This window comes from Collinsella aerofaciens, from assembly GCF_015670795.1.
In the GTDB taxonomy this organism is placed as follows: domain Bacteria; phylum Actinomycetota; class Coriobacteriia; order Coriobacteriales; family Coriobacteriaceae; genus Collinsella; species Collinsella aerofaciens_Q.
In genome coordinates, this window is sequence record NZ_JADPCJ010000030.1 from 1 (window position 1) to 21816 (window position 21816).

The 21816-nt window shown below is 56.4% G+C and carries 27 protein-coding genes; 12 read left to right on the top strand and 15 right to left on the bottom strand.

The genetic code is table 11. The features are described 5' to 3' along the window. Positions 1-430: 430 nt before the first annotated feature. Positions 431-1696, bottom strand: coding sequence for an ATP-binding protein (locus tag I4W09_RS08710; protein WP_230318747.1), 1266 nt, complete (start codon positions 1694-1696; stop codon positions 431-433). Positions 1697-1884: 188 nt separating this feature from the next. Continuing rightward, positions 1885-2118 carry a helix-turn-helix domain-containing protein gene (locus I4W09_RS08715; RefSeq protein ID WP_196033659.1) on the bottom strand — a complete coding sequence of 78 codons (234 nt, stop codon included), beginning with the start codon at positions 2116-2118 and terminating at the stop codon, positions 1885-1887. Between the two features lie 124 nt (positions 2119-2242). Between I4W09_RS08715 and I4W09_RS08720 the strand changes: the two genes are divergently transcribed. Beyond that, a complete protein-coding gene (locus I4W09_RS08720) occupies positions 2243-5599 on the top strand; it encodes a hypothetical protein (protein WP_196033662.1) in 3357 nt (1118 codons plus the stop codon). 209 nt (positions 5600-5808) lie between these two features. Here I4W09_RS08720 and I4W09_RS08725 read toward each other — a convergent pair whose 3' ends face one another. Continuing rightward, positions 5809-6030, bottom strand: a complete 222-nt coding sequence (locus tag I4W09_RS08725; protein ID WP_196033665.1) for a hypothetical protein — start codon at positions 6028-6030, stop codon at positions 5809-5811. A gap of 99 nt (positions 6031-6129) precedes the next feature. Here I4W09_RS08725 and I4W09_RS08730 point away from each other — a divergent pair, with 99 nt between their 5' ends. Continuing rightward, positions 6130-6324: an antitoxin gene (locus I4W09_RS08730; RefSeq protein WP_196033668.1), complete on the top strand. Its 195-nt coding sequence runs from the start codon at positions 6130-6132 to the stop codon at positions 6322-6324. A gap of 152 nt (positions 6325-6476) precedes the next feature. Here I4W09_RS08730 and I4W09_RS08735 read toward each other — a convergent pair whose 3' ends face one another. Continuing rightward, positions 6477-6716, bottom strand: coding sequence for a hypothetical protein (locus I4W09_RS08735; protein WP_196033671.1), 240 nt, complete (start codon positions 6714-6716; stop codon positions 6477-6479). A gap of 702 nt (positions 6717-7418) precedes the next feature. Between I4W09_RS08735 and I4W09_RS08745 the strand changes: the two genes are divergently transcribed. Together I4W09_RS08745 and I4W09_RS08750 are read left to right on the top strand one after the other, a co-directional pair. Next, positions 7419-7970: a nucleotide-binding protein gene (locus tag I4W09_RS08745; RefSeq protein ID WP_196033677.1), complete on the top strand. Its 552-nt coding sequence runs from the start codon at positions 7419-7421 to the stop codon at positions 7968-7970. After that, complete coding sequence (locus tag I4W09_RS08750) at positions 7971-8270, top strand: ribbon-helix-helix protein, CopG family (protein WP_196033679.1); 300 nt, start codon at positions 7971-7973, stop codon at positions 8268-8270. Positions 8271-9142: 872 nt separating this feature from the next. On the opposite strand, the gene I4W09_RS08755 is transcribed toward I4W09_RS08750, so the two are convergent. From I4W09_RS08755 to I4W09_RS08765, 3 genes are all read right to left on the bottom strand, one after another. Then, a complete protein-coding gene (locus I4W09_RS08755) occupies positions 9143-9952 on the bottom strand; it encodes a hypothetical protein (protein WP_230318748.1) in 810 nt (269 codons plus the stop codon). 126 nt (positions 9953-10078) lie between these two features. After that, positions 10079-10258 (bottom strand): ribbon-helix-helix domain-containing protein, encoded by a 180-nt coding sequence (locus I4W09_RS08760; protein WP_196033683.1) that lies wholly within the window; start codon positions 10256-10258, stop codon positions 10079-10081. Between the two features lie 526 nt (positions 10259-10784). Next, positions 10785-11231 carry a hypothetical protein gene (locus tag I4W09_RS08765; RefSeq protein ID WP_196033685.1) on the bottom strand — a complete coding sequence of 149 codons (447 nt, stop codon included), beginning with the start codon at positions 11229-11231 and terminating at the stop codon, positions 10785-10787. 74 nt (positions 11232-11305) lie between these two features. Here I4W09_RS08765 and I4W09_RS08770 point away from each other — a divergent pair, with 74 nt between their 5' ends. The 5 genes from I4W09_RS08770 (at position 11306) to I4W09_RS08790 (ending at position 14807) form a co-directional block, all read left to right on the top strand. Beyond that, positions 11306-11704 carry a hypothetical protein gene (locus I4W09_RS08770; protein ID WP_195536025.1) on the top strand — a complete coding sequence of 133 codons (399 nt, stop codon included), beginning with the start codon at positions 11306-11308 and terminating at the stop codon, positions 11702-11704. 630 nt (positions 11705-12334) lie between these two features. Continuing rightward, the gene (locus I4W09_RS10570) at positions 12335-12460 is read left to right on the top strand and encodes a hypothetical protein (RefSeq protein WP_255413117.1); all 126 of its coding nucleotides are present in this window, start codon (positions 12335-12337) and stop codon (positions 12458-12460) included. 264 nt (positions 12461-12724) lie between these two features. Then, positions 12725-13363: a hypothetical protein gene (locus I4W09_RS08780; RefSeq protein ID WP_196033690.1), complete on the top strand. Its 639-nt coding sequence runs from the start codon at positions 12725-12727 to the stop codon at positions 13361-13363. After that, positions 13360-14085 (top strand): metallophosphoesterase, encoded by a 726-nt coding sequence (locus I4W09_RS08785; protein ID WP_196033693.1) that lies wholly within the window; start codon positions 13360-13362, stop codon positions 14083-14085. Before I4W09_RS08780 ends, I4W09_RS08785 begins: the two co-directional genes overlap by 4 nt. After that, the gene (locus tag I4W09_RS08790; protein WP_196033696.1) at positions 14085-14807 is read left to right on the top strand and encodes a metallophosphoesterase family protein; all 723 of its coding nucleotides are present in this window, start codon (positions 14085-14087) and stop codon (positions 14805-14807) included. Before I4W09_RS08785 ends, I4W09_RS08790 begins: the two co-directional genes overlap by 1 nt. A 57-nt stretch (positions 14808-14864) precedes the next feature. Here I4W09_RS08790 and I4W09_RS08795 read toward each other — a convergent pair whose 3' ends face one another. The 4 genes from I4W09_RS08795 to I4W09_RS08810 all read right to left on the bottom strand — a co-directional run bounded on the left by I4W09_RS08795 (position 14865) and on the right by I4W09_RS08810 (position 17029). Then, positions 14865-15374 (bottom strand): DUF5067 domain-containing protein, encoded by a 510-nt coding sequence (locus I4W09_RS08795; RefSeq protein WP_196033699.1) that lies wholly within the window; start codon positions 15372-15374, stop codon positions 14865-14867. A 62-nt stretch (positions 15375-15436) separates the two neighbouring features. Further along, the gene (locus tag I4W09_RS08800; protein WP_230318749.1) at positions 15437-15643 is read right to left on the bottom strand and encodes a hypothetical protein; all 207 of its coding nucleotides are present in this window, start codon (positions 15641-15643) and stop codon (positions 15437-15439) included. A gap of 1 nt (position 15644) precedes the next feature. Next, positions 15645-16220, bottom strand: a complete 576-nt coding sequence (locus I4W09_RS08805) for a hypothetical protein (protein ID WP_196033705.1) — start codon at positions 16218-16220, stop codon at positions 15645-15647. A gap of 224 nt (positions 16221-16444) precedes the next feature. Further along, positions 16445-17029: a recombinase family protein gene (locus tag I4W09_RS08810; RefSeq protein WP_196033708.1), complete on the bottom strand. Its 585-nt coding sequence runs from the start codon at positions 17027-17029 to the stop codon at positions 16445-16447. Positions 17030-17246: 217 nt separating this feature from the next. On the opposite strand from I4W09_RS08810, the gene I4W09_RS08815 reads away from it, so the two are divergent. The 3 genes from I4W09_RS08815 (at position 17247) to I4W09_RS08825 (ending at position 18656) form a co-directional block, all read left to right on the top strand. After that, complete coding sequence (locus tag I4W09_RS08815) at positions 17247-17513, top strand: hypothetical protein (protein ID WP_196033711.1); 267 nt, start codon at positions 17247-17249, stop codon at positions 17511-17513. Continuing rightward, a complete protein-coding gene (locus I4W09_RS08820; RefSeq protein WP_196033714.1) occupies positions 17513-17794 on the top strand; it encodes a type II toxin -antitoxin system TacA 1-like antitoxin in 282 nt (93 codons plus the stop codon). Before I4W09_RS08815 ends, I4W09_RS08820 begins: the two co-directional genes overlap by 1 nt. Before the next feature lie 349 nt (positions 17795-18143). Then, complete coding sequence (locus I4W09_RS08825) at positions 18144-18656, top strand: DUF1648 domain-containing protein (RefSeq protein ID WP_196033717.1); 513 nt, start codon at positions 18144-18146, stop codon at positions 18654-18656. Here I4W09_RS08825 and I4W09_RS08830 read toward each other — a convergent pair. The 4 genes from I4W09_RS08830 to I4W09_RS08845 all read right to left on the bottom strand — a co-directional run bounded on the left by I4W09_RS08830 (position 18604) and on the right by I4W09_RS08845 (position 21803). Further along, a complete protein-coding gene (locus tag I4W09_RS08830) occupies positions 18604-19314 on the bottom strand; it encodes a hypothetical protein (RefSeq protein ID WP_196033720.1) in 711 nt (236 codons plus the stop codon). The genes I4W09_RS08825 and I4W09_RS08830 overlap by 53 nt on opposite strands. Positions 19315-19699: 385 nt before the next feature. Then, positions 19700-20359, bottom strand: coding sequence for a DUF5028 domain-containing protein (locus I4W09_RS08835; protein WP_195362227.1), 660 nt, complete (start codon positions 20357-20359; stop codon positions 19700-19702). A 5-nt stretch (positions 20360-20364) separates the two neighbouring features. After that, positions 20365-21009, bottom strand: a complete 645-nt coding sequence (locus I4W09_RS08840) for an ATP-binding cassette domain-containing protein (protein ID WP_196033722.1) — start codon at positions 21007-21009, stop codon at positions 20365-20367. Next, a complete protein-coding gene (locus I4W09_RS08845) occupies positions 21006-21803 on the bottom strand; it encodes a DUF2705 family protein (RefSeq protein ID WP_196033724.1) in 798 nt (265 codons plus the stop codon). Before I4W09_RS08845 ends, I4W09_RS08840 begins: the two co-directional genes overlap by 4 nt. Positions 21804-21816 lie beyond the last annotated feature (13 nt).

The following is a 21816-nucleotide window of genomic DNA, read 5'->3' on the forward strand; positions in this document are numbered from 1 at the left end:
CCAGTTCAAGTGTAACTACCGTGTGTACAACTAAAGCAACCCGGCCGGGACGAGGGGCGACGCAAAAGCGTCGCCCCTCGTTTTTAACCATGTCAACTGAACCTGGTTCAGGCTTCAATGCAAGAAGAAGCAGGCCGAGGTCCAGATTTCGGACAAGAAGAGGGCGCTCGCGCGCGAGGCGCGCAAGGCACGCAACCACGCGCTCATGGTCGCCGGCGGGCTCATCGTGAACCACGCGCCGTGCGGCAACTGGAAACGCATCGACTGGGACAGGCTTGCGGCGTGAATCGACCGCCACGGATACAAGATCACCGGCTCCACGCAGCACGGAATCTGGACCCGCAACCTTTCTTAGCCCAGATCAAAATACCGGTTGTTTCCAGAAATCCTCCAGGCACCTTCTAGATGATTTCTGGAAATGCAAATAGCTTTAGATTCCGAGCGTATCGACCGGAGCGACAACGATGCCTTCGCCAGTTACGTGAGCCGGCATACCAAACCCGATGACGATGAGTTTCGCCGCAGGCGGCCTCTCCCCGCGATCGACCAGCTTTCGCTCAAGTCGAAGCAGATTTTCCACTGCCTCTGGGACTTGGGGGCTCCCGAGCTTAACCTCAACGGCAACCCACGAGCCGTCACGGCGATGGACAATCGCGTCGACCTCTAGGTCGTCAGCGTCGTGGTAGTGAGATACGGTCGCATCGCTGGCCGCCGCGTAAACCTTGAGATCGTGCAGCACAAGGGATTCGAAGAGCAAGCCAAGGGTCTTCGGATCGGATGACAACGACTCCGGGTCCGCACCGATGAGGGCGACGGCGAGCGATGAGTCCGCAAGGTGCCGCTTCGCGCCCTGCCGCAACTTCACCGGCGACCTGAGAGCCGGATGCCACGCGGGGACATCGTCGACGATATTGATACGGCGCAGCGCGTCCATGTAGCCGGTAATCGTATTCTTTGAGACGTCAACGCCCAAATCCCTTTCGATGGACCTCATGCCGGCAAGAGTCGATTCATTGCGTGCAAGCGACGAGAGCAAGGCCCTTACCTTAACCGGGTCGCGTTTCACTCCATCCGCCCTCGAAACGTCAGACTCGCAAACACCGTCAATATAGGCGGCGGCTATCCGCATTGCGTCGGCAGTTGTCTTACCGACCGCTTGGGGCCAACCGCCGCGGCAGAGCAAATCCGCGATACCGGCGATACCGGCGATGGATCCGAGTGACGCCGCAACGGAATCGCCATCGAGCAGCGCACCAAGCGAGACCGCTCCCGACGAAATACCGAGCTCGAAAAGCGTCATGGTATCCATCCGCAAACGGGCGATTCGACCCACACCGCTGTGCATCGGCTGGTTCTCGGCTCGCGGCGTCGCAGATCCGGTGAGAATGAACTGTCCTGGCTCCCCTCCCCTGACATCGCATTCGAATCGCACGGCATCCCATAGCTTCGGTTCTTCCTGCCATTCGTCGACAAGCCTCGGGGTCGGTCCGACAATTGCTTGGGCCGGATCGAGACGAGCGAGCTGGAGGGCCGCAAAACCGCCAGATGGGTCGGAGAGAGATAACGATGACTCGGCAAATCTCTGAGCTGTCGTTGTCTTTCCACACCATTTCGGCCCCTGAATGAGCACTGCACCAAAAATGCCAAGGTCGCGCTCGACCAAGCAGTCAACACAACGTCCTATATACCGATCCATCGGCTTTCCCTCCAATCATTCATTTGAAATTATAGCGTCTATCTGCGTCGTTGGGACAAATAACGATTACTTATTGGGACGATTAACGGTAATTTATTGGGACGATTGACGATAGCTCGTTGGGACGATTTCCATTTTCTTAAGGCACTAATCAACGAGACCCACTGTGAACTATGAGACGGATAAATTTAGCTGACGCCTCTCATGAGTTCAGCAATGCTGATTTGAAATCCGTCGGCAATCTTCTTGAGATTTGAGAGGCTGACATTACGCCGACCCACTTCAATGCTCGCGTAGTAGGAACGATCCATTTCAATCAAATTGGCGAACTGCTCCTGACTGCACCCGAGTCCAGCGCGGAGCTCTTTGCATCTCATGCCGAATGATTTCTGAAGCGTCGTATCCATGACAAAAAGAGTCATGGATTGTTGTATAAAAGCCAACGGACTATATACAATAATCCCAGTTAAGGCGCATAATTATCTCTATTGGAAAGCGCTCTGATGCCCAGTCGGATAGGGCACGGAAAAGGAATGGAACAGCACAATGACCCAGGGAAAGCACTTCGCTGCCGGTGGCGATCACTTCGCCGCACTGCCAAACAAAAAGATTCACACTCCGAAGGGGATCGCGCGTCTGACCGTCACCGCGGCGACCATGGCCGCCATGACCGGATCGAGCCTCATCTCACCGTTCACGGCATTCGCCCAGACCGGTGACGGGGGCACGCAGCACCCAGCCGTGATGTCGCCGATTGCCGCTCACGCCGGCGCGGCATCCGGTACCGGCGCGAAATCCGCCGCACAGACCATCGCGGACCTGCAGAAGGCAGTCGACGAGGCGAAGGCGAAGGAGGACGCCGCCAAGGCATCCTACGATGAGGCCGCCGGTCCCTACAACGAGGCGGCTTCCGCCCGCGACCAGGCCAAGGCATCCTACGATTCGGCAGTCAGCGCCGGCACGGCAGCCGACCGAGCGGCAATGGACGAGTACGCCCGTCAGGTCGCAGAGGGCAAGGACGCCGCCGATGCTGCCGGCAAGGACCTCGAGCAGGCGAAGGCGGGTCTCGCAGACGCCAAGGCGGATGCGTCCGAGAAGGACGAGGCGTACCAGTCCGCCCTCAAGGCGGCCCAGGATGCCAAGGATGCCCTCGATAAGGCCAAGGCAGATGCCGTAAGCGCCACCCCGGAGGCAATCAGTGCCGCCGAACAGGCCGTGCGCGACGCCCAGGCTGCCGTGGAAAGGGCACAGGCCGAACTGGACAACGCCAACGCGACGCTTGCCGATGCCCAGTCCAAGCTGGTTGCGGCCCAGTCTGCAAAGGATTCCGCCGATGCCGTCCTTGTCGCAGCCAAGCAGAACAAGGACGCGGCGGATGCGAAGGCCGCAGCAGCCAGCGCCGCCTATGAGCAGGCGAAAGCAGACCTCGCCGCAGCGGAGGCAGGCGCCAGCGGTCCGGAGTACGATGCGGCAAAACAGAAGGTCGCGGACGCAGAGGCAGCCCTCGCTGCCGCACGAGCGGTGCAGTCCCAGTGCGAGTCCGAGCTCGAGCAGGCGCAGTCCGCTGCAGCAACGGCACAGACCGAGCTGAATGATGCCCAGGCGCCCCTCTCCGCGAAGCAGCAGGCCGCGGCCGATGCCGAATCCGGTGTGAACGCCGCCCAGTCCGCTCTCGATGCCGCGAACGCCGGCCTCGATGCGGCCAAGCAGGCGAATGCCGACGCCGTCGCCAAGCTGGATGCAGCGAAGCAGGCTGTCAAGGACGCCGAGTCCGCCAAGGCAGCCGCCGACGAAGAGCTTGCGAACGCCAAGACCGCAAAGGATACCGCTGACGCGGCCGTGACCGCCGCCCAGCAGAAGGTCGACGAGGCACAGGCGAAACTCGATTCTGCCGACGCGCAACTCAAGCAGGGAGCTATCGGCTTCTTCAAGTCCATGGGTGCCGATGACGCAGTCAACATCATCCTGAACGCCAAATATGCCGGAAAGACCGAAGTCGGCAACTCCAAGGACGCCACGTCCCTTGACAATATGCTCAATGCGATCAGGTGGATGAAGTCCGTCAACGACTACCGCAAGTCGGTCGGCCTGTCCGAGCTCCATGTCACCTACAAGCTCATCGCCGGTGCGATCGCAGATGCCAACTACAGCGACACCGTGCTCGATCATGCCCGTCAATATGATTTTGCCGAAAATCTGGCATGGAATTACGGAATCGATCCGAGTGGGCAGTGGATCGAGCAGGAGAAGGGCTTTTTCGACAAGGCAACGGAGGCCCTTTATGGAGTCACCGGTCTTGTCGGCAAGGATGCCTATGATTTCTATGCAAAGAACGGTGTCGCAATCAACCATTGGATTGCAGACAACTGCCACTGGGAGAACGGCAGTAGCGGCACCGTCGGCCATTACATGAACATCATCAATCCCGAACTCGCCGTTATGGGAATGGCAACCTGCACCAAGGGCACCATGTCCGGGCTTCAGACGCAGTGCTACACCGCAGAGATCTCCGGCTGGTCCGGCTCCGGTTGGAACACGAACCCCATCTCCGTCGACGAGTACGAGCAGAAGCTGACCTCCTATATCAACGGCCTCAAGAACGCCAAGAGCGCACTCGACGCAGCCAAGGCTGATCTCACATCCAAGAAGCAGGCAGCCGCCGGCGCCGCCACAACCGTCCAGCAGAAGCAGGTCGCGGTGGATTCCGCACAGGCAGGTGTCGATGCCGCAAAGCAGGGTGTTGCCGATGCCCAGCGTGCCGTCGATGCCACCAAGGCTGATGTCGCCGCCAAGCAGCAGGGCGTCACGGTTGCCCAGACCGAGCTTGATGCGGCGAAATCGGACCTCGATGCCGCCAACGCGGCAGTCGATACGGCAAAGTCGACCGTACAACAGAAGCAGGTTGCTTTTGATGCTGCCAACGCAGCCGTAACGACCGTACAATCTAAGTTGGATGCCGCAAAGGCCGACACCTCTGCCAAGCAGCAGAGCGTTGCCGATGCGAACGCCGATCTCGCGAAGTTCTTCCAGGACGTCGCCGACGCCAAGAAGGCGGTCGATACCGCAAAGAGCGTCCACGACGCGGCGGCAGCCGGCCAGGCCGAGAAGGCGGCAGTCCTCGCAGCCGCCAAGCAAAAGGCGGACGGCACCGCACGCGCCCTCGCGGATGCCCAGCGTACCGTCGATGCCGCAAAGGTCGACACCGGCGTTGCCGCCGACAAGCTCACTGGCTCCCAGACCGATCTCGAGGACGCACAGTCGAACCTCGACATCCTCACCGGCCTTGCCGCGAAGCTCGCAGAGGCACAGCAGCGCGAGCAGAATGCAGTAAAGGCCGTCAATGACACCAAGGCCGCGCTCGATGCCGCGAAGGCGGATGCCATCGCCGCCGAGTCCCTGGTCTCCGCCGCCGAGCAGGCGAAGGCGCAGGCAGACGCCAAGCTGTCGAAGCTGAACTCCATCGATGCCGGCGCGGCGATCGCTTCCGGCCATGATGTGAACGCGGATGACGCCCTCAACGCGCTTTTCGCCGCAGCAGTCGAGGCACGTGCCAAGGTCGCTCCTGCCAAGGCCATCCTGGACGAGAAGCAGGCCGCGGTGGACGGGCTCCAGTCCGGCTATGATGCGGCACTCGCCGCCTACGAGCAGGCGAAGTCCGACCGCATCGCAGCGGAGCAGAAGCTTTCCGATGAGATCGCACGACAGGAGGCAAAGGAGGCGGCAAAGCAGCAGGCGGCATACACCCCGAAGCACCTCGCCGGCACGGATACCGCCCAGCCCGGCAACCTCGCCCAGACCGGTGACCGCGCGGGACTCATCGGCGAGACGTTCGTCATCGGCGGTACCGTCCTCGTGGCAGCCGGCGTCTTCCTCGATCAAAAGAAGCGCCGCGAGCAGATGTAGGACAAATCGCATAACGACTCGGAAAGGGGAATCCCGCAAAAGGGATTCCCCTTTTTCGTCTTGTCAGCCACGGTTCGTTGAGGCAGCTTCAGCTTAAGGGCCACAGATTAAACCGATCTACAACTGTGACCATATGACTGTGCGCACATGTTAGCATGGTCATATGGTCACATATTTATAGCTGCGGTTATACCGCGGCAACTCAACCGTTAGCGCTTATTAAACAGCCAACCAAATCCTGGTTTGCCCAGTTGGCGCATCTGCCCCACCTGAATCTCCGTCTCCACGCCATCCTTGCCGAAGACGGTGCTCATATTCTTAGCGGTCGGGACGACCGTCTTCGCCTCACCCGTCGTTAGGTCGAAGCGCTGGCAGCCGACCTGGTTCTCAAGATGGATCTGGCCATCGGATCCAAAGACATTCTGGTACATGTCTGCCTCCTCGCAAGAAACTGTCGATCCCAAGATAACAGGCGGGCGAATCCGGAGCAGCAGACGCTCGATAATACATGACCATGTTAATGTAGCCATATGCTCACGTATTACAAGCTGGGACCTTATGTATTAGAGCTCGAACCGCGCCGCCGCGTCACCGTGAACACCGACGGCGAGAATATCGACTACTTCAAGGCGGAGGCCGCCCGCACGGACGTCCCCTATCAGGTCATCATCAACATGTACCTGATGGAGTTCCGCATGCAGAAGAGGCACCTCGCGGTCGCGTAATACAAATAGGTAAGATCCCACGCGTGTCACGCCTCGGCGCAATCGGAGCGCCGTCTGCGGCGCGGGGCGGAATACGACCGGGCGACCCGGGCAATCTGGCCCCGGATCTCCCGGTCGTATTCCTACGATATCGCCCCTAGATCACCAATGTGTCAGATAAAGAATGAGGCAATGGCTATGATCAAGCATACGGCGGATGCGGCGACTGCGCCTTTTTTCCTCTCCTTTAGTCCGACGAATAGGGTTGCCGTAAAGTAAAGGGCGGAAATGCAGTCTATGGCAAGCAAAACGAGTTCCTTGGGCGGTTTCAGCAAAAGGTCGCTAGCAAAGAGTAATGCAAGCAGGGCAAAGCCGATTGTGGTCAAGTATCTTGATTGATTTTGCGACAGCATGGCAACTGCCTTTCAGAACATGCAAGTGAAAAGTCGGTACGATGTCATTGCGGTTGCAAACAAGCCGCCGCCAGGACCGGTTGTCACGAGACCGGCGATAACGCATTTTCTCGGTTTCCAGCTCATGACAGACCCCTCTCTCATGGTGCAACGCATACATTATGAGATATGCGCATTATCTCGCTAATCAATTTCAATATCCATCATCCAACTAAAGAATACTGACTCACTGGTTCAGCGACGATGCGTTTTTACCCTCGCGTTCCCACTCGCCGCGTCGGCGGTCGGAAGGGTCTCCGTCTCGCAATCAGCGACCTTGTAACCGTATCCGTCGAGCCAGGCGGCAAGCGCATCCCAATCGACGCGCTTCCAGTCGCCGCCCGGCGCGTGCTGCATCACGAGGCCTCCGGCGACCATGAGCGCGTGGATATGCCCTCCTTGCAGGCCAGCGATGATCCCGCCGGTGCATACGATGCCAGGTCGCTGTGCCGGCACTGCGCAAACGTATTGTCCTTTGTGCCCCTTTTGGCAACTTTAGCCCGGCTGTAGGTTAAACCAACCCATAGCCGTAACCGCGTTGATGTAGTACTATGCTAATTACTTAGTATGTTCACATATTTCTAACTGCGATTTAGAATTACTTAATGTAGTCACTTGTTATTATGCTAATATATGACTACGTTATTTCAGAAAGGGGAGGACATGGCGACGAACATCCTGCTAGTCAATCAGAAGGGCGGCGTCGGCAAGACGACTTTCGCGGACGAGATCGCCTGGGGTCTCGAGCGGCGCGGCCACAAGGTCGGCTTCGGCAACCTGGACCCGCAGGGCGGCGCGAACCACGAGAAGGGGCTGCTCGACGACGAGGACGCCGTGAACGTCATCGACACACCTGGTTTCCTGAGCGATGAGACAGCTGTGTACGCGAAAAACGCCGACATCGCGATCATCCCGGTCCAGCCTGGCACCCTAGGGTTGAAGCCGATGAAACGAACGATCAAGGTCATCACCGAAGCCAATCCCGACCTGTCGTTCGCCATCATCGTCAACAACTTCGCCGGCAACCAGACGGTCGACCGCCAGTTCCTCGAACTACTCGAAGCCGATGACTTGCCCGTACTGGGCACCGTTCCGACCGCGGCGGCCTTCAAGCAGGGCGCGGCGCTGGGAAAGCCTGTGTATGAAATCGCCAAGAACGGCAAGGCCGCCCAGGCAATTGAAAACATCCTGAACGAACTGGAAGAGGTGCTGTAAATGGCAAAGTTCAAAAAGGCGACCTCATACTTCGACGTCGCAGCGGAAAAGGCCGAGGAGAGGCAGCAGAAAATCGTTGAGAGCGCATCTGAGACCCAGAAACCGGCTTATCAGGTACGGAAAGCCGGGCGCCCCAAAAAGGGCGCTGAAGGGGCATCTGAGAGGCTTGTTCAGCTGTCCGTGTACGTTCCGGAGAGTTACCGAAAACGTCTGAAGCAAGTGGCGCTCGAGGAGGACAAGTCCGTATCGGATATCGCTCGGGAGCTTTTCGATCGCTATCTGGCCGAAAAGGAAATCTAATCGGAATCACGGGCACCGTCAGGTGTCCGTTTTCTTTTGTATGGGCCTCTGAGAGCCGATTTAAGACCCGTTTTATCTATCAGTGAGAAAACGGTCGAACCTCACCGATAGGACGTCTTATTTTCGATTCTGTAGCTCCCTGCCGGTAAGTTGACCAAATGTCGGCAACCGGAAAACGGATTCGGCCATTGCTGAATTGCAGGTGTTTACAGCTAAGTGGGTTAGTCAGCCCGGGGAGCAAAGCGACGCCGGCGCTGAGAGTTGGCAAGGACGTAGCGATTTCAGTCAGGTCGATTGCTCTCCTTTCCGGTGAAAAGCGAGCGTCCGATTTGCCTATAACGTTTCGCTGGTCGCTAAGACCAATAGGGCCGTACCGGATTTATTTCCGGGAAAGTACGTTGCGGGTGGATCAGTTTTCGATTAAACGGTGATTGACATGGACGTGAATAAAAATCTCAAATCAAAGAAAAAGTTCTCTTCCCCTTTCTTTCTCTTAAAACCTCTTTAGATATTATTGGTGCCCTTTTTGGAAACTTTTGGTTGTCAAAAAGGGCACAGTTTTCGGGTTTTTGTGCCCCTTTCGGAAACTTTTTGTGCCCCTTTTGGAAACTGCCATTGTCAAAAAGGGCACAGGAAATTGCCGAAAGGGGCACAGGAAATTGCCGAAAGGGGCATAGAAGGTAATGCGAAAAAGAGCCTGAAATAGGGAGAAATTGCCGAAAGGGGCACAGGAAATTGCCGAAAGGGGCACAAAAATAGAGCAGAGATTTCTTAAATTCGATAAAAATTGCCGAAAAGGGCACAGGAAATTGCCGAAAGGGGCACAGGGGGAGGCAAATAAAAAGGGACGGGCAATCTGTCACCCGTCCCGATTAGAGGTTCTTGGTGCCACGTTCCATGCACGCCTGCGGGTTCACATCGTACGCAGCCGGAACGCGCGGCGAGACGACCGTCTTTACGACAAGACTCAGGCCAACGAGCTTTTCGAGGGAGGCGCGAAGTTTGCTCTTACTGACAGCGAGCTGGTCGGCGGCGTTCTGCGTCGACACCCGGAAAGGCTTGGGCTCCTTGGCCGAAAAGAACGAGAAAATGTAGCCGAAAAGCACCTTGTCGAGCGCGGAGAGTTTGCTGTCGCGAACTGTCCAAAATGGGATCCGGCAGAACGTCCCGTGCGAAGTCCATTCGTGAAGGGCCCCGGCGTTGACGAACTCAACGCCGCACAACTCCGCCCACCTGGCCTCGTCGACCCTGTAGGTGACCTCCTCGCCATGCCCCTCTTTCTCAATGAGGGCGAAGCTCTTGAGCTTTTGGAGCCTCTTGCTGAGTGCCGAGGGGGAGATGCCGAGGACTTCGGCAATTGTCTTTGCGTTGGACCGGCAGCCCTTCAATGGGTCCCTGCGCTGGAACCCGTGGATATATGCCAGAACGAGCAGTTCGTTCAGCGACAGCTTCGCCTTCGACTTGCGAAGCAAGATCATCGACAAGGGGAGCGCGATGAAGCGCCCACTGCCGGACGAGCTGTCTTTGAGCCATGATTCCGCGTTTAAAACAGCAGCGCGACTCGAGTTCGAGCTCGGCGTGTCGCCCAGTTTTGACTGGGCAAGAAGGGCGGCGAAGTCCTCTTTCGAAATCATATTTTTGAACGTGCTCCCCCCGCTGGGCGGAGCGCCATTTACGTCCATAAAGTGACCTTTCCAAGGTCACCAACATGTTTTAAGTGGTAGAATATTACCAACAAGTTGATGACACTTCGCTTAAAGGACCCAAGCCGCCAAGCTAATGAGGGTCCTTTTTGCGTTATATATGTCCTACTGTTTTTGCTGAAGACGAATCTCCTCCGCATTGAACAGGTTCTGAATCGCAAGCGCAACGAGCCCAGATTTCGTGAGACCGAGTTCACGAGCCATTATGTCCATCTGCTCGGTCAGCTCGGTCGGCAGCGTAATCATGAGCCGCTTTTTGTTAGACGCAACGGGCGTGTTGCTCATACGATGATCCTCCCTTCGGTTGAAAACAGTATATACCACTTCTAACTAAACTGTTACAGTTCTGAATGATTTAGGCATATTAGTGACTAAAACCTTAGCGGCCTAAAAGTGGATTGTCGTTATTTTTGGCTGTTGCTATGGGTCGAGATAACCCATAGCAGACAAAAGTTGCCAAAAGGGGCACAGTAAATTGCCGAAAAGGGCACAGCGAAACGTCCCTGGAATCAGCTGTTACGATAAAAACAGGGGAGGGGTAACTCCGCGGACACGGCCTAGCGCGCTGCCATCCAGTGCCGATTCTGCCATACTCGCAATTCGGCGAGGATGAGGAGTATGAATTGATCGGGGCTTATAGGACAAAATGTGTGTCTGCTTTAGGGGCATCGACCTGCGCAAATGCCCCTAAAGCAGACACACATTTTGTCCTATAAGCCCCAAGGATGACGATTCCAATACGGACGACACCAAAATCGGCATCGACGGCTCCATGGATGATTCGGATTCCAAATAGGCCTTGTTAGTTGAGCTACTTCTTTGCCGGTGTCGTATACGCGACCGCTATACCCGCGGCAATTGCCATGAGGCAGCTCGCGATGAATCCGAACTCATACTTCAAAACGTTTGTTGCGGTCAGGGCGATAATCAACACTGTCAGAATTTGCAGAACTATCGTTATTGCGAAGAGATTTATTCCTTGTTTGGCCGAAGTCGCTGAATGAGTCTGGCTTCGTTGATTCAGGTTGAAGCAGACAACAAAAGCGACCAGTTCGCTTGATAGGGGGCCGACTACATAGAAAAAGATTGCGTCAATGAAGCCTATAGTGTTGTAAGTGTTGTAAGTTGTTTCGCCGGAAAACACAGCGTATAAAGCATATCCAAATCTTGGGTGATTCACGTATGAGTAGGAGAAGACCAAGAGCGTTACCAGTGCTACTGCCATAAGTACATTCAAGACGATTCTTCTACCGCTCATCGGTCACTCCTTTCGAGTGCTGATACAGATATATTAATATAATAACAGTTTTATCCAATAGGATTGGAGGAGTCATGGCAGTAAAATCCGTTATTCGTAAGTTAATGTTATTTTCAGCATCAACTGTCCTTTTATCAGCTTTTTTGGCTGTGACTCCATCTTTTGGTTTGACAGTAAATCACGATGTGTCTATCACCGCGTCTTACGCAGAAGTTTCGTTGTTTGATGAAATCTCTTTAGCAAGGCGTGCCATGCAAGAAGACGTCCTTGATACGTATTATTCGTTCTATTGTTTTAATAACGTTGCGCATAATATTCCCTTAAAGGATCCAACTTATAAGCGACTAACTTTCAAGAATAGCTACAGCCGTATTTATCCGGATACATGTCGAACAAGTTTTGTTTATACTTGCCCCACGTGCAAGGGTGACGGGCTTATGAAAGTATTTCAGTGCAACTACCAAACGCGTTGATTCGATTGTGGGTGGCTTATATGCATAGCATGAAGTTCAAAGCAATTCTAGGTTCTTTCTTCCTTTTTGTTTGTTTGTGTTTTCCGACCGCTGGCTTTGCGGACGGGATTGTCTGCAATATGAGAAACGATGTTCAGCCGGTTGCTTCTCTATCTAATGATCTCTCATATGCTTCTGGCACCGCTGCTCGCCGTGCGAACAGCGAAAGGGTCTTGAATGTATATTGGACTTTTACGGGACTATTGAATGGTCGAGAAGTGAAAGATCGAATTGTATATAGGGATTACAAGTCGCTATCTTTTCCTAATTCCTATAGTACTCTAGCGCCAACTTGGGTTAATACTCGCGCCACCGGTTCTAACGGTGAATATTTTTCTCAGGTTCAAGCTACTGGGGTTGGATCCGTAGAAACATGGCGTTGCAACTATCAAATTAGATAATTTGATATAAACGTCACATCTAAATAACGTGCACTTTCGCTGGAGGGTCGCTGTTTGGCGGCCCTCTTTTTTGCACAGGCGCGGTGGGATGGTAATATCGGGCGGGAGTCAGCCGCTCTGATAGAATCGTCCTTGCTGTCGGCAGCCCTCGTGCCGGGCAGAGCCCTCCATTTGATGGGAGGTGATGCCCATGACCGATTTCACCGAGCTCGTGAAGCTCCTGACCGCTATGGTCTCGCTCCTCACGGCCCTTGTCGGCCTTTCCAAGGCACTCAAGCAGGGTTCGAAGCCCAAAAAGAAAGGCCACCGTCGCTAAGACGATGACCTAACTCTACTAAGCAACGGCTCTGCCCAGCTCACCACAACTTGGGCTGCCGTCGGCATCATTTTACCCTCCTGACGAGGAATTCGTCCATATTTCAAAAATCAAATCCTGTTCGCGCGTGGGCGTAAACTTTTAGTTGGGCAAATCCGGCAGATTGGAGCTTGAAACATGAGGGATATGCACCTCATGTCGCTCATAAAACGTCTCCTGACCTCGAAGGAGAACGTTTTTTAGCGACAGAAGGAGACAATAAATATGATCTGGTTTACCAGCGACACCCACTTCGGGCATGAGAACGTGCTGAAGTTCACCGACCGCCCGTGGGAGACGATTTGGCAGATGAACGACGCCATCGTCGACAACATCAACGGCAAGGTTGCCGTGGACGACGAGCTCTACATCCTAGGGGATTTCTCATTCAAGATGACCGCCCAGGACGCCTACGGGCTGCGCAAGCGGATCGTCTGCAGGCGCATCCACCTCGTCCCGGGAAACCATGACAAGGACTGGACCCAGCCGGCGGTCGCGGGCGCCTTCACCGTGGAGCCGCCGATCTGCGTGCTCAAGATCGACGGGCAGAAGATCGTCCTGAGCCATTACCCCATGGCCGACTGGCAGGGCATGAGCCATGGATCGTGGCACCTCCACGGGCACATCCACAGCAGCGGCGGCGCGTACAACGAGTTCAACCGCAAGCAGGGCCTTCTGCGCTACGACGTCGGTTGCGATGCCAACGGGCACTCCCCGGTGAGCCTCGACGAGCTGAGGGAATGGTTCGCCGGAGTCGACGAGCCGTGCGGCCGGGTGAAATGGCCCTGGTGGGTCAACGAGACCGGCGACAGGCAGGTCGAGCGCGAGCTGACGGCGTACAAGAGGGAAGAGGCGATCCGATGACGGTCTATGTGACGGGCGACATCCACGGTGGGCTCGACATGCAAAAGCTCCGCGACTGGGAGCTTGGCGACAGTCTTACCAGCGACGACTATCTCATCGTTGCCGGTGACTTTGGCTTTCCGTGGGGCTTTTCTGCCGAGGAATGCGCTGACATCGCTTGGCTCGAGTCGCGCCCCTACACGGTTCTCTTCGTGGATGGCAACCACGAGCGCTTCGACCACTGGGAGGAGCGTCCCATGGAGCCGTGGCACGGCGGGCTGACGCAACGCCTGTCGGATACTTCGTCTATTCGGCGCCTGACGCGCGGCGAGGTCTTTGAGCTCGACGGTTCGACAATCTTCACCATGGGCGGTGCCACGAGCGTGGACAGGGAATACCGCGTGCCGTATTCCAGCTGGTGGCCTCAGGAGCTCCCGGACAAGCGCGATTTCGATACCGCGCGGGCAAGGCTCGACGAGGTCGGCTGGAAGGTCGACTGCGTCATCACCCATACCTGCGCCACGCGCATGATCTCGCCGACGCTCTACCCGGACCCAGGCTGGGAACGCCCTGATGTGGACCGGCTGACCGGATTCCTCGACGAGCTCGAGGACCGCCTGGACTACAAGCGCTGGTATTACGGACATTTTCACCGAGACGGCAATCCGGACGAACGGCACACGGTGCTGTATGACCGGATCGTGAGGCTCGGGGACAAACTCCTGCCGTGGGGCGCGTACTGATGACGGTCTATGTGACAGGCGATGTCCACGGCAGGGCCGAGTATGGGGCCAGCAGATTCGCCTTCAAATCTTGGCCGCCGGGGCGCACGCTGACGCGCGATGACGTGGTGATCGTGGCGGGCGACTTCGGCTTTGTCTGGGACGGCTCGAATGCTGAGAGGTATTGGCTCGACTGGTTCGAGTCGAAGCCCTGGACCACGTGTTTCGTAGACGGCAACCATGAGAACCACCACGCCCTGGCAGAACTGCCGGTGCGGGAGTGGAGCGGCGGTCTCGTCCATGAGGTACGACCGCACGTGCTGCACCTCATGCGCGGAGGGGTATTCGACATCGCGGGAACCACGGTCCTTGCCATGGGCGGCGCCGTGAGCAACGACAGGCAGTATCGCAAGGAGGGGAGGAGCTGGTGGCCCGAGGAGATGCCGAGCGAGGAGGAGATGGACCACTGCCGCGCCTCGCTCAACCGCGTAGGCTGGAGGGCCGATTACGTGGTGACGCATGAGGCTCCTGCTGCCCTGGCCAGAGAGCTGTGCCGGGAGCGCGGACGTGAGTACCGTGGGGATCAGCTGCAAACCTTCCTGGGCGAGCTCGATGGGCGGCTCGACTACCGCGCTTGGTTCTTCGGGCACTACCACGGTGACGAGTGGCGTGACGACAGGCACCGTCTGGTCTATCGAGACATCGTGCCGATCGAAAGTGCTGCGCCCGGTTCTCAGTTCTAGAAACCCCCTAGAAATGCTCTAGGGGGTTTCTAGAAAATTAGATGCTACGCATGAGGCCTATTCCAATTCAAAGGTCTGGTCAAGAGAGTTCCATTCAGTCCCATATCCGTCGGTCTTCACTTCGATGGGGGACATGTCATTGAGTTCGAAAGTCGACACACCGTCGCATTCGCCTCCCGGCGCAAGCCCTTGCAAAGAGGCGCTTTCCTGCAAATCGTCGGCAAAACCGGAAGAAAGTATCTGCTTATTCTGATAGGCCGTGATGTAGCAACCGTTGGCGAATGAATCTGCTGATTGATTGTTGATGGCGTGCCAGCGGACAACAGCGACCTTCCCGCTATCGCTAATCGAGGAATCATGCACCTCGACGCCGGTGATTGAGTACTCCATCTTGCCGTAAACCGCGCCCTCTTCCTGCGCGTTGTCAGAATTGGCGACCTGAACTGCCGTCTGGTGATCGTCTGCCTGGCTGCACTCAGGGGTCATAACCAAGGCAACCGCCAAAAGACCGGCGACGCCGAGAGTTCGAGCCAGGCTGATGGCGTTTTTGCTAACGCGCCTTTTCATGATTTACTCCAAACCGAATACTTGACTGATCTATTGCTTTTGTTCGTTGATCACGTATGCCGTCAACCCACCAGTTCAAGCACAGCGACAACAATAACGGCAATTACGCCGACCGATACCCACGCGGTATCTTGGTGCGCCAGAACGGCGCCGATAGTGGTCGAGTCGGCTCCAGCGCCGTCAACGACTGTCCAGACAATCGCTACGGCAAGAAGGACGATCAGCCCAACAGCAACGGCTGTACGATGCGACATCTTCGAGGTGGACATCCTACTCGCCCCTCTGGGTCATGACCTCGACCTTGGCCTCGGCCACGGCCGCCCGCTGCTCGGAGGCGGCGAGGCGGTCCTTGAGGGCGGCGACCTCGGCCATCAGGTTGCGCTGGGCCAGGAGTGCGTCGTTCAGCTCGGACTGGGTTTTCAATGCGGCGTCACGCTCGCCGCGCAGGCGCTCGATCTCATCGACCATGGCCACGGCCTCGGCATGGAGTTGGACGACCTGTCTGTCGAGCTCCCGGGCATCAGCGAGATATCTGACGCTCGCGGCGTGGAGCTCGTTGTTCTCGAGTTCGAGGTTCGCGGTATCGAGTTCGAACTTCTCCTCTATAAAGGCAATCCGCTCATTGCAGTCGGCCTCAATCTTTTCATTCCGATCCGTCGCCTCGGCGAGCTTGCGGCTGAATTCATCCACCTGGGCCATGAGCAGTGCGTTCTCGGTCCTGAGGTCGGCAGTCTCGCGCAGCAGCTTCTCCCGCCATGTCGCCTCGATCCGCTCGGCAGCCTCATCGAGGACGGCCTTCACGCCGGATGTCTCGCTGATTTTCTTCTCGCTCGGATTGTCTGCCATGGTGCAGCACTCCAATCAACAAAGGGCATGGCTTCGCCATGCCATACGGCTGGGGACAATGCACGGCCGCTGTTGATTTGTAGTCATCCTGCGATCGGTGAGTTCTAAAAAGGCGTCTCAGGTCATGCGTTCACGCAGGGTTTCAGTTGGAGAAATACCGCACTCTTATATAGTAACGCCGCTGCACTCGAGCTTATTGACAGATCGCGAAACGATGGACGGGCTCATTTCCTGACGCCCACCAATCCGCGTTCACGGAGCACGCGGTACAACGTCGATTTCGAGATGCCCGTGGCGGCGCAGATGTCAGTGATAGGCGTCTCGCAGGCGAGGTAGAGCTTCACGGCCGCATCGACCTTGACGTCTGCGACGCGCGGACGACCGCCGACGTTGCCGCCATGACTTCTCTTGATCGCGATTCCCTCAGCTTGACGCTGCCTGATCAGGTCGCGCTCAAGTTCGGCTGTGCAGGCGTGGGTTCCTAAGACGAAACGGCCGAACGCGGTATCCAGATCAACGGGTTGTTTCAAGGAAGTCAGTTTGACCCCGAGGTTTCGGAACATCAGGTCGTAGTTGAGCAGCTGCCTGGTCGATCTGGATAGACGCTCCCAAGACTCGACGACTACTTCATCGCCACGCTTCATTTTTTTGAACAACTTTTTCTGCTGCGTGCGGTCACCATCACGACCGCCAGTTTCTTTGTCCTTATAGATATGGCCATAGGGTACGCCGGCATTGACCAGCGCTTCGATTTGGCGATCTAATTTCTGTTCCTTTGTACTTACGCGTGCGTAGCCGTATCGCGTCATTTTTTAGCCTCCTGCCTCGTAGTTTGATTTTCCCATGAGGTTTGACAGGATGGTTTTGGCACTAGGTTTTGACACTCGATTTGCACGGTCTCGACCGCTCGATTTGCAAGTGCCGTTCAGCATACGTTTTGGGACGAACGGCTAATGGAATATGTTGGGACGGATAATATTCTACTACCAAATAGTAGTAGAATATTATCGTAAAGATTGGAGGCTCATGGTCCGGATACACCAGAGAGTTCACGAGCGACACCCCGAGCTAGATGACGGTGATGTCGAGGCGGCGTGGGAGAGCTACTGCTTCGCGGCCGTCCGCATACCCGGGGAGTGCGAGATGCGGACGGGCTACGACCCGCAAGGCCGGTACATCGAGATGGTCGGTGTCCTCCTGGCCGACGGCGCGTGGCTCGTCTACCACGCCATGACGCCGCCGAGCAAGAAGACGCTAAGGGAGATCGAGAACGCGAGAAGGAGAGGTTACTGATGGAATATAGGCTTGCAAACGGATCCGTTATCACGGATGAGGACATCGAGCGCGAGTGCGCGGAATACGAATCCGGCTCCTGGGAGGGGAGCCTGGTGAACCTCCGAGTCGGCCGCCCCAGGCTTTCCGAGGTGGAGGCCAACGCCAACCTGTCTTTCAAGTGCCCGAAGACGGGCGCCGACCTCATCGAGAGGGCGGCCGCCGCGTGCGGGATGCGGAAGTCGGAGTTTCTGCGCTCGGCCGCGATCGAGAAGGCCGAGAGGATACTCAGGTCGGCATAGCCCCGGCGTGCCTTCCCGGAATCGGCGTTGCCGCAGGGAGTGAGCGCCCTGCGCCGCCGTTATGTTAGACATGTCGCTAACATAACGGCGGTTAAGTCGTGCCGCGGGTCGGGGCATCCGCACCACCACAGGTTCAATCGCCCCGTAAATCGAATCCTGTTAAGTCGTCTATCTGCGTGTTTATGAACACACCATTGCCATTCCTTAGGTGAGAATCGTGTCCGCACGGGGCGATATATTAGACAGAACACCCGAGGGAAAGGAATAGCATGAGCGATTTAATGGAAGTCGTACATCGGCTCGAGCGCGAGATGGCAGACCGAGCCTCCGCAGTTGAGAAGGAGGGGTTATGCCCAAAAAAGCGCCATGGATAACAAAGGATGTTCGCATAGTAGAAGCGATGGGGTGGCTAACCGGCGCTTGCAGCGTCGTGCTGACAGGTTTTGCTATCGCAGCAGTGCCCACCGGAGAGAAGGTCCCCGTCCACTACGGCGTTGACATGCAGCCGAACCGCTGGGGCTCTCCTGTCGAGCTGTTGCTCCTCCCTATTGTCATGCTGGCTTGCATCGCGCTTTTGGCCCTCGTTCTCCATCTGGTCAGTCCAGAGCATTGGAACCAGCCTGCCGGTCTCGAGAGCGACGAGAAGGATGCTTGGTATCTCGCAAGTGCTCGCTCGGTGGCCTGGTTTGAGCTCGAGTGCGGCGTTTTCTCGCTGCTTGCGGCCCTTAACCCGTTGTCCGACGACTGCAAGGCGATGATTGTCGGCGCTGTTGCATTCGAACTATTGCTTATTGCAACGCCCCTTATATTCACTGCAAGGTTTCGCAAGAGCAGAGGTAAGGGCAAGGCTCGGAAACTTTAGCGCCCCAGCGTGTTCCAATCGATAAAGAGCTCGCGACGAAGACTGCGCTGCGCATCAAGCTGGCGTCCGTCTTCTCGCGATACTCCAAGCCGATCTCCTCAAACAACATGCGCTTCACTATCTCGAAGTTCTTCTCATCGGCGATTTGCTGATACGTCAGCAACATGACGTTGAAACCCATTTGCTGCAATGCGGTGGCGCGATCGGAATCCGACATTGCGGCATCGGCCCCACTGTGCACAAGCCTGCCTTGGCACTCGACGACAAGCGGCTTCTTGTCACCCGTCTCCTCAAATAGGAAGTCTGCATAGCAGTTGTAGCGTCCGGCCAAACGCGCTGCCTTGCCCGAAAGGACAATGCGAGCATTGTTGCTAAAGGATCTGAGACCCTCGCCACCGGCGACGCGCGGCGTCGCAAGCAACAAGGACAGCTGAGCCTCAAACGGCGACGCGACAACCCCGGTCACACGCTCGACATCTTTAAGGCTCAGTTCAATCAAGCCATCAAGGCCTTCATGGCCGCCGACGAGGCGGTCCGCAGCCTTAACGACTATGACAGCATCGTTGACACTCAGATCGCCAACGCCATTGATGAGCACCTTCGCGCCATCGACAGGCTCTGCCGTTTCGGCATCGACGGTGGTTTCGGTAAGAAGCATCCGGTTAAGGAGTACTAGCCTTCCGCATGGCCATGGAAGTAAAGTAGAAGAGGGTCGAATCCGAAGCAGTTCCCGGACAATTGGCGTCCGGCCAGACACTTCGGTTCGACCCTTTCTTCCAGGATTCTGTAACAGCTGATTGAATTGCAACGCGCTAGGGCAGGACAGTTCAAAACTAGCGGGGCGTGTCGCCGCGCGAGTAGTCACCGCGATCGACGACGCGATCGTCCATCTGTCGCGACACGGCGCTACCGCCGTGCGCCTGGCCGGTGGCGCGGACGCGGTCGTCACCGGCATCGGGAACGGAGCCGGCATAGCGGTTGCGAATCTCCCTTGCGTAGCCGCGGCGCGCAAGGAGCTCGTCGCGAACCGCGGGATCTTCGAGCTACTTCACTTCAAACCTTAAGAGCCTTCTCTCTGGCAGATCGGTCATCTTCATCGTATAAGTCCCAGGAAAAGCCTTCTCAAAACGGACGGTCTCGTAACCTTCGAAATAGTCGTTGGTGTTTTGCATCATGAATGGGACGAGCAACTCGTTCTCCGCCCCAACCTGTACAGCAAACGCAGCAGAGCCGCCCAGAGCCGGCATTGCCTGCGTTATCAGATCGGTATTGACCACAAAGTCATAGTTTGGCGCAGACTCCGGCACCAAATGCCAAACATACGTTTTGATTCCGCCTTCGACATTGTCCTTATTCCTGACACGCATCTTTACGGCGATAACACACGTGATGTCGGCGTCCTTCAATTTCGTTTTCGTATCCACGATGCCATATTTTGAATAATCATCATGCGCACGCTTGAGATACTCGCGCGGCGTGAGCAGCTCTGCCCCGTCTATGCAAAACGAATACCCGTCAGTCGCCACATCCTTCGACCCCAGAAACGCCCCATCCATCGAGAGCCATTCGCCCTCCGCATAATATTTCTCAGGAATGACCGTCCGGTTCCCGTTAACGACGCTCACCCTCATGCCCGCAAGGCCGGTAGCAGCACAGCCGAAAAGCGCGAGCACCGCCCTTCTTGTCCACAGGGTCTTCTTCATCGCGCTCACGACCTTTCCCGAACTTTCACAACGGCACCGTCGCGCATGCAGTAAACCCGATCGGCCAGCTCCTCGAGCACCTCTCCGTCATGGCTGGACAGAATAACCTCGCGACCCGTTGATGCCGCCATCGCCACAACGCGCTTGAGTATTTCCACGCCCGCTTCGTCGAGGGCATTTGTTGGCTCATCGAGAACAAGTAGCTTCGGCTTTTCCATAATTGCCGCGGCTATCCCCAGACGTTGCTTCATCCCAAGCGAGTATGCTCGGAACTTCTTTTTTTCGTCTGCATCGAGCCCCACGAGCCGCAGGGCAGAGCGAATGTCCTCGGGGGTGGCAACGCCCTTGATCTGAGCGATGAGCTCCAAATTATCGTAGCCAGACAGATATCCCAAAAAGGAAGGCGCCTCGATCAACATCCCCAGACTCGGCGGGAACGAGATGTCCGCCCCAAGCCTTTGGCCATCGATAGAGATTTCGCCTTCGGTAGGCTTGATCAATCCGCAGACCGCTCGCATAAGCATGGTCTTACCCGAACCGTTTATCCCCTGAAGCCCAACCACAGTCCCAGGGTCAACCTCGATGGACACGTTGCGCAGAACATCGTTTTTGCCCATACGCTTCGATACGTCCCTAACGATCACGCTCATATCTTGTCCCCCTTTTCTATAAGGTCGGCCCTTCGAAACCACAGTCCACCCAGCGATAGACATAACGACATAAGCCCAATTGATGACAAGACGCTCGAGCCCGCCGCGATTCCCTCTTTGACAATTCCGCCCCAGCGCAACAGCATCAAGGCGTTACCCAATAGCGCCCAATGTCGTGCATATGCCGAGCAGATCAGGTAGCTCATTAAAACCACAAACGAGACTGACGGCCCAAGCACAAACCCAACCGCTGCCTGCGCAAACGCAAGCGCCTCAAAAGCAAATAAGAGACCTATGAAAAACGGCAGCGCATCTGCCTTGGCAGCTTTGAGAAACCACGGCGCCAAATTAGCCAGCTGAAGCGACTCGCCATGAATGACCGCGCTGAACGAGGAGCTCACCACCAAGCTCCAAATCACAACAGAGCAAACCACCACGAGCAGTGAAAATGCCGTTACCGCCGCCACTGAGATAAAACGCGAGGCCCACCAAAGGGTTCTTGCCCGGCATCGAACAAGTGCTTGTAAACCAAGCCCGTGCAACGATTCGGTCGGATAATCGAGTGTTGTATAGAGAATAAGCAGAATGAGGAATAGCCACCCTAACGGAGGCACAAACATGACCCCGGGCCTAGGCTCAAACGGAGCAGATCCGGCAAACACAAGCGCGAGATTATCCGCAAACCCCAAGGTATCCGTCCTGACCCCATACACAGAAGACAATCCGTAGGCGTACACCAAGTTCGCAACGGTCACTGCCGCAACCGCAATAAAAGTAACGATGTTCTTCTTCAAAACGGTCCTCAGG

What these genes read in the sequence shown, in the direction of transcription:
- I4W09_RS08830 (WP_196033720.1), bottom strand. Translation starts at nt 19,314, where the DNA reads ATGCTTCTTACCGAAACCACCGTCGATGCCGAAACGGCAGAGCCTGTC.
- I4W09_RS08760 (WP_196033683.1), bottom strand. Translation starts at nt 10,258, where the DNA reads ATGAGCAACACGCCCGTTGCGTCTAACAAAAAGCGGCTCATGATTACG.
- I4W09_RS08725 (WP_196033665.1), bottom strand. Translation starts at nt 6,030, where the DNA reads ATGTACCAGAATGTCTTTGGATCCGATGGCCAGATCCATCTTGAGAAC.
- I4W09_RS08720 (WP_196033662.1), top strand. Translation starts at nt 2,243, where the DNA reads ATGACCCAGGGAAAGCACTTCGCTGCCGGTGGCGATCACTTCGCCGCA.
- I4W09_RS08780 (WP_196033690.1), top strand. Translation starts at nt 12,725, where the DNA reads ATGATCTGGTTTACCAGCGACACCCACTTCGGGCATGAGAACGTGCTG.
- I4W09_RS08800 (WP_230318749.1), bottom strand. Translation starts at nt 15,643, where the DNA reads ATGTCCACCTCGAAGATGTCGCATCGTACAGCCGTTGCTGTTGGGCTG.
- I4W09_RS08735 (WP_196033671.1), bottom strand. Translation starts at nt 6,716, where the DNA reads ATGCTGTCGCAAAATCAATCAAGATACTTGACCACAATCGGCTTTGCC.
- I4W09_RS10570 (WP_255413117.1), top strand. Translation starts at nt 12,335, where the DNA reads ATGACCGATTTCACCGAGCTCGTGAAGCTCCTGACCGCTATGGTCTCG.
- I4W09_RS08825 (WP_196033717.1), top strand. Translation starts at nt 18,144, where the DNA reads ATGCCCAAAAAAGCGCCATGGATAACAAAGGATGTTCGCATAGTAGAA.
- I4W09_RS08730 (WP_196033668.1), top strand. Translation starts at nt 6,130, where the DNA reads ATGCTCACGTATTACAAGCTGGGACCTTATGTATTAGAGCTCGAACCG.
- I4W09_RS08750 (WP_196033679.1), top strand. Translation starts at nt 7,971, where the DNA reads ATGGCAAAGTTCAAAAAGGCGACCTCATACTTCGACGTCGCAGCGGAA.
- I4W09_RS08745 (WP_196033677.1), top strand. Translation starts at nt 7,419, where the DNA reads ATGGCGACGAACATCCTGCTAGTCAATCAGAAGGGCGGCGTCGGCAAG.
- I4W09_RS08815 (WP_196033711.1), top strand. Translation starts at nt 17,247, where the DNA reads ATGGTCCGGATACACCAGAGAGTTCACGAGCGACACCCCGAGCTAGAT.
- I4W09_RS08790 (WP_196033696.1), top strand. Translation starts at nt 14,085, where the DNA reads ATGACGGTCTATGTGACAGGCGATGTCCACGGCAGGGCCGAGTATGGG.
- I4W09_RS08765 (WP_196033685.1), bottom strand. Translation starts at nt 11,231, where the DNA reads ATGAGCGGTAGAAGAATCGTCTTGAATGTACTTATGGCAGTAGCACTG.
- I4W09_RS08710 (WP_230318747.1), bottom strand. Translation starts at nt 1,696, where the DNA reads ATGGATCGGTATATAGGACGTTGTGTTGACTGCTTGGTCGAGCGCGAC.
- I4W09_RS08820 (WP_196033714.1), top strand. Translation starts at nt 17,513, where the DNA reads ATGGAATATAGGCTTGCAAACGGATCCGTTATCACGGATGAGGACATC.
- I4W09_RS08770 (WP_195536025.1), top strand. Translation starts at nt 11,306, where the DNA reads ATGGCAGTAAAATCCGTTATTCGTAAGTTAATGTTATTTTCAGCATCA.
- I4W09_RS08785 (WP_196033693.1), top strand. Translation starts at nt 13,360, where the DNA reads ATGACGGTCTATGTGACGGGCGACATCCACGGTGGGCTCGACATGCAA.
- I4W09_RS08715 (WP_196033659.1), bottom strand. Translation starts at nt 2,118, where the DNA reads ATGACTCTTTTTGTCATGGATACGACGCTTCAGAAATCATTCGGCATG.
- I4W09_RS08755 (WP_230318748.1), bottom strand. Translation starts at nt 9,952, where the DNA reads ATGGACGTAAATGGCGCTCCGCCCAGCGGGGGGAGCACGTTCAAAAAT.
- I4W09_RS08840 (WP_196033722.1), bottom strand. Translation starts at nt 21,009, where the DNA reads ATGAGCGTGATCGTTAGGGACGTATCGAAGCGTATGGGCAAAAACGAT.
- I4W09_RS08810 (WP_196033708.1), bottom strand. Translation starts at nt 17,029, where the DNA reads ATGACGCGATACGGCTACGCACGCGTAAGTACAAAGGAACAGAAATTA.
- I4W09_RS08805 (WP_196033705.1), bottom strand. Translation starts at nt 16,220, where the DNA reads ATGGCAGACAATCCGAGCGAGAAGAAAATCAGCGAGACATCCGGCGTG.
- I4W09_RS08795 (WP_196033699.1), bottom strand. Translation starts at nt 15,374, where the DNA reads ATGAAAAGGCGCGTTAGCAAAAACGCCATCAGCCTGGCTCGAACTCTC.
- I4W09_RS08835 (WP_195362227.1), bottom strand. Translation starts at nt 20,359, where the DNA reads ATGAAGAAGACCCTGTGGACAAGAAGGGCGGTGCTCGCGCTTTTCGGC.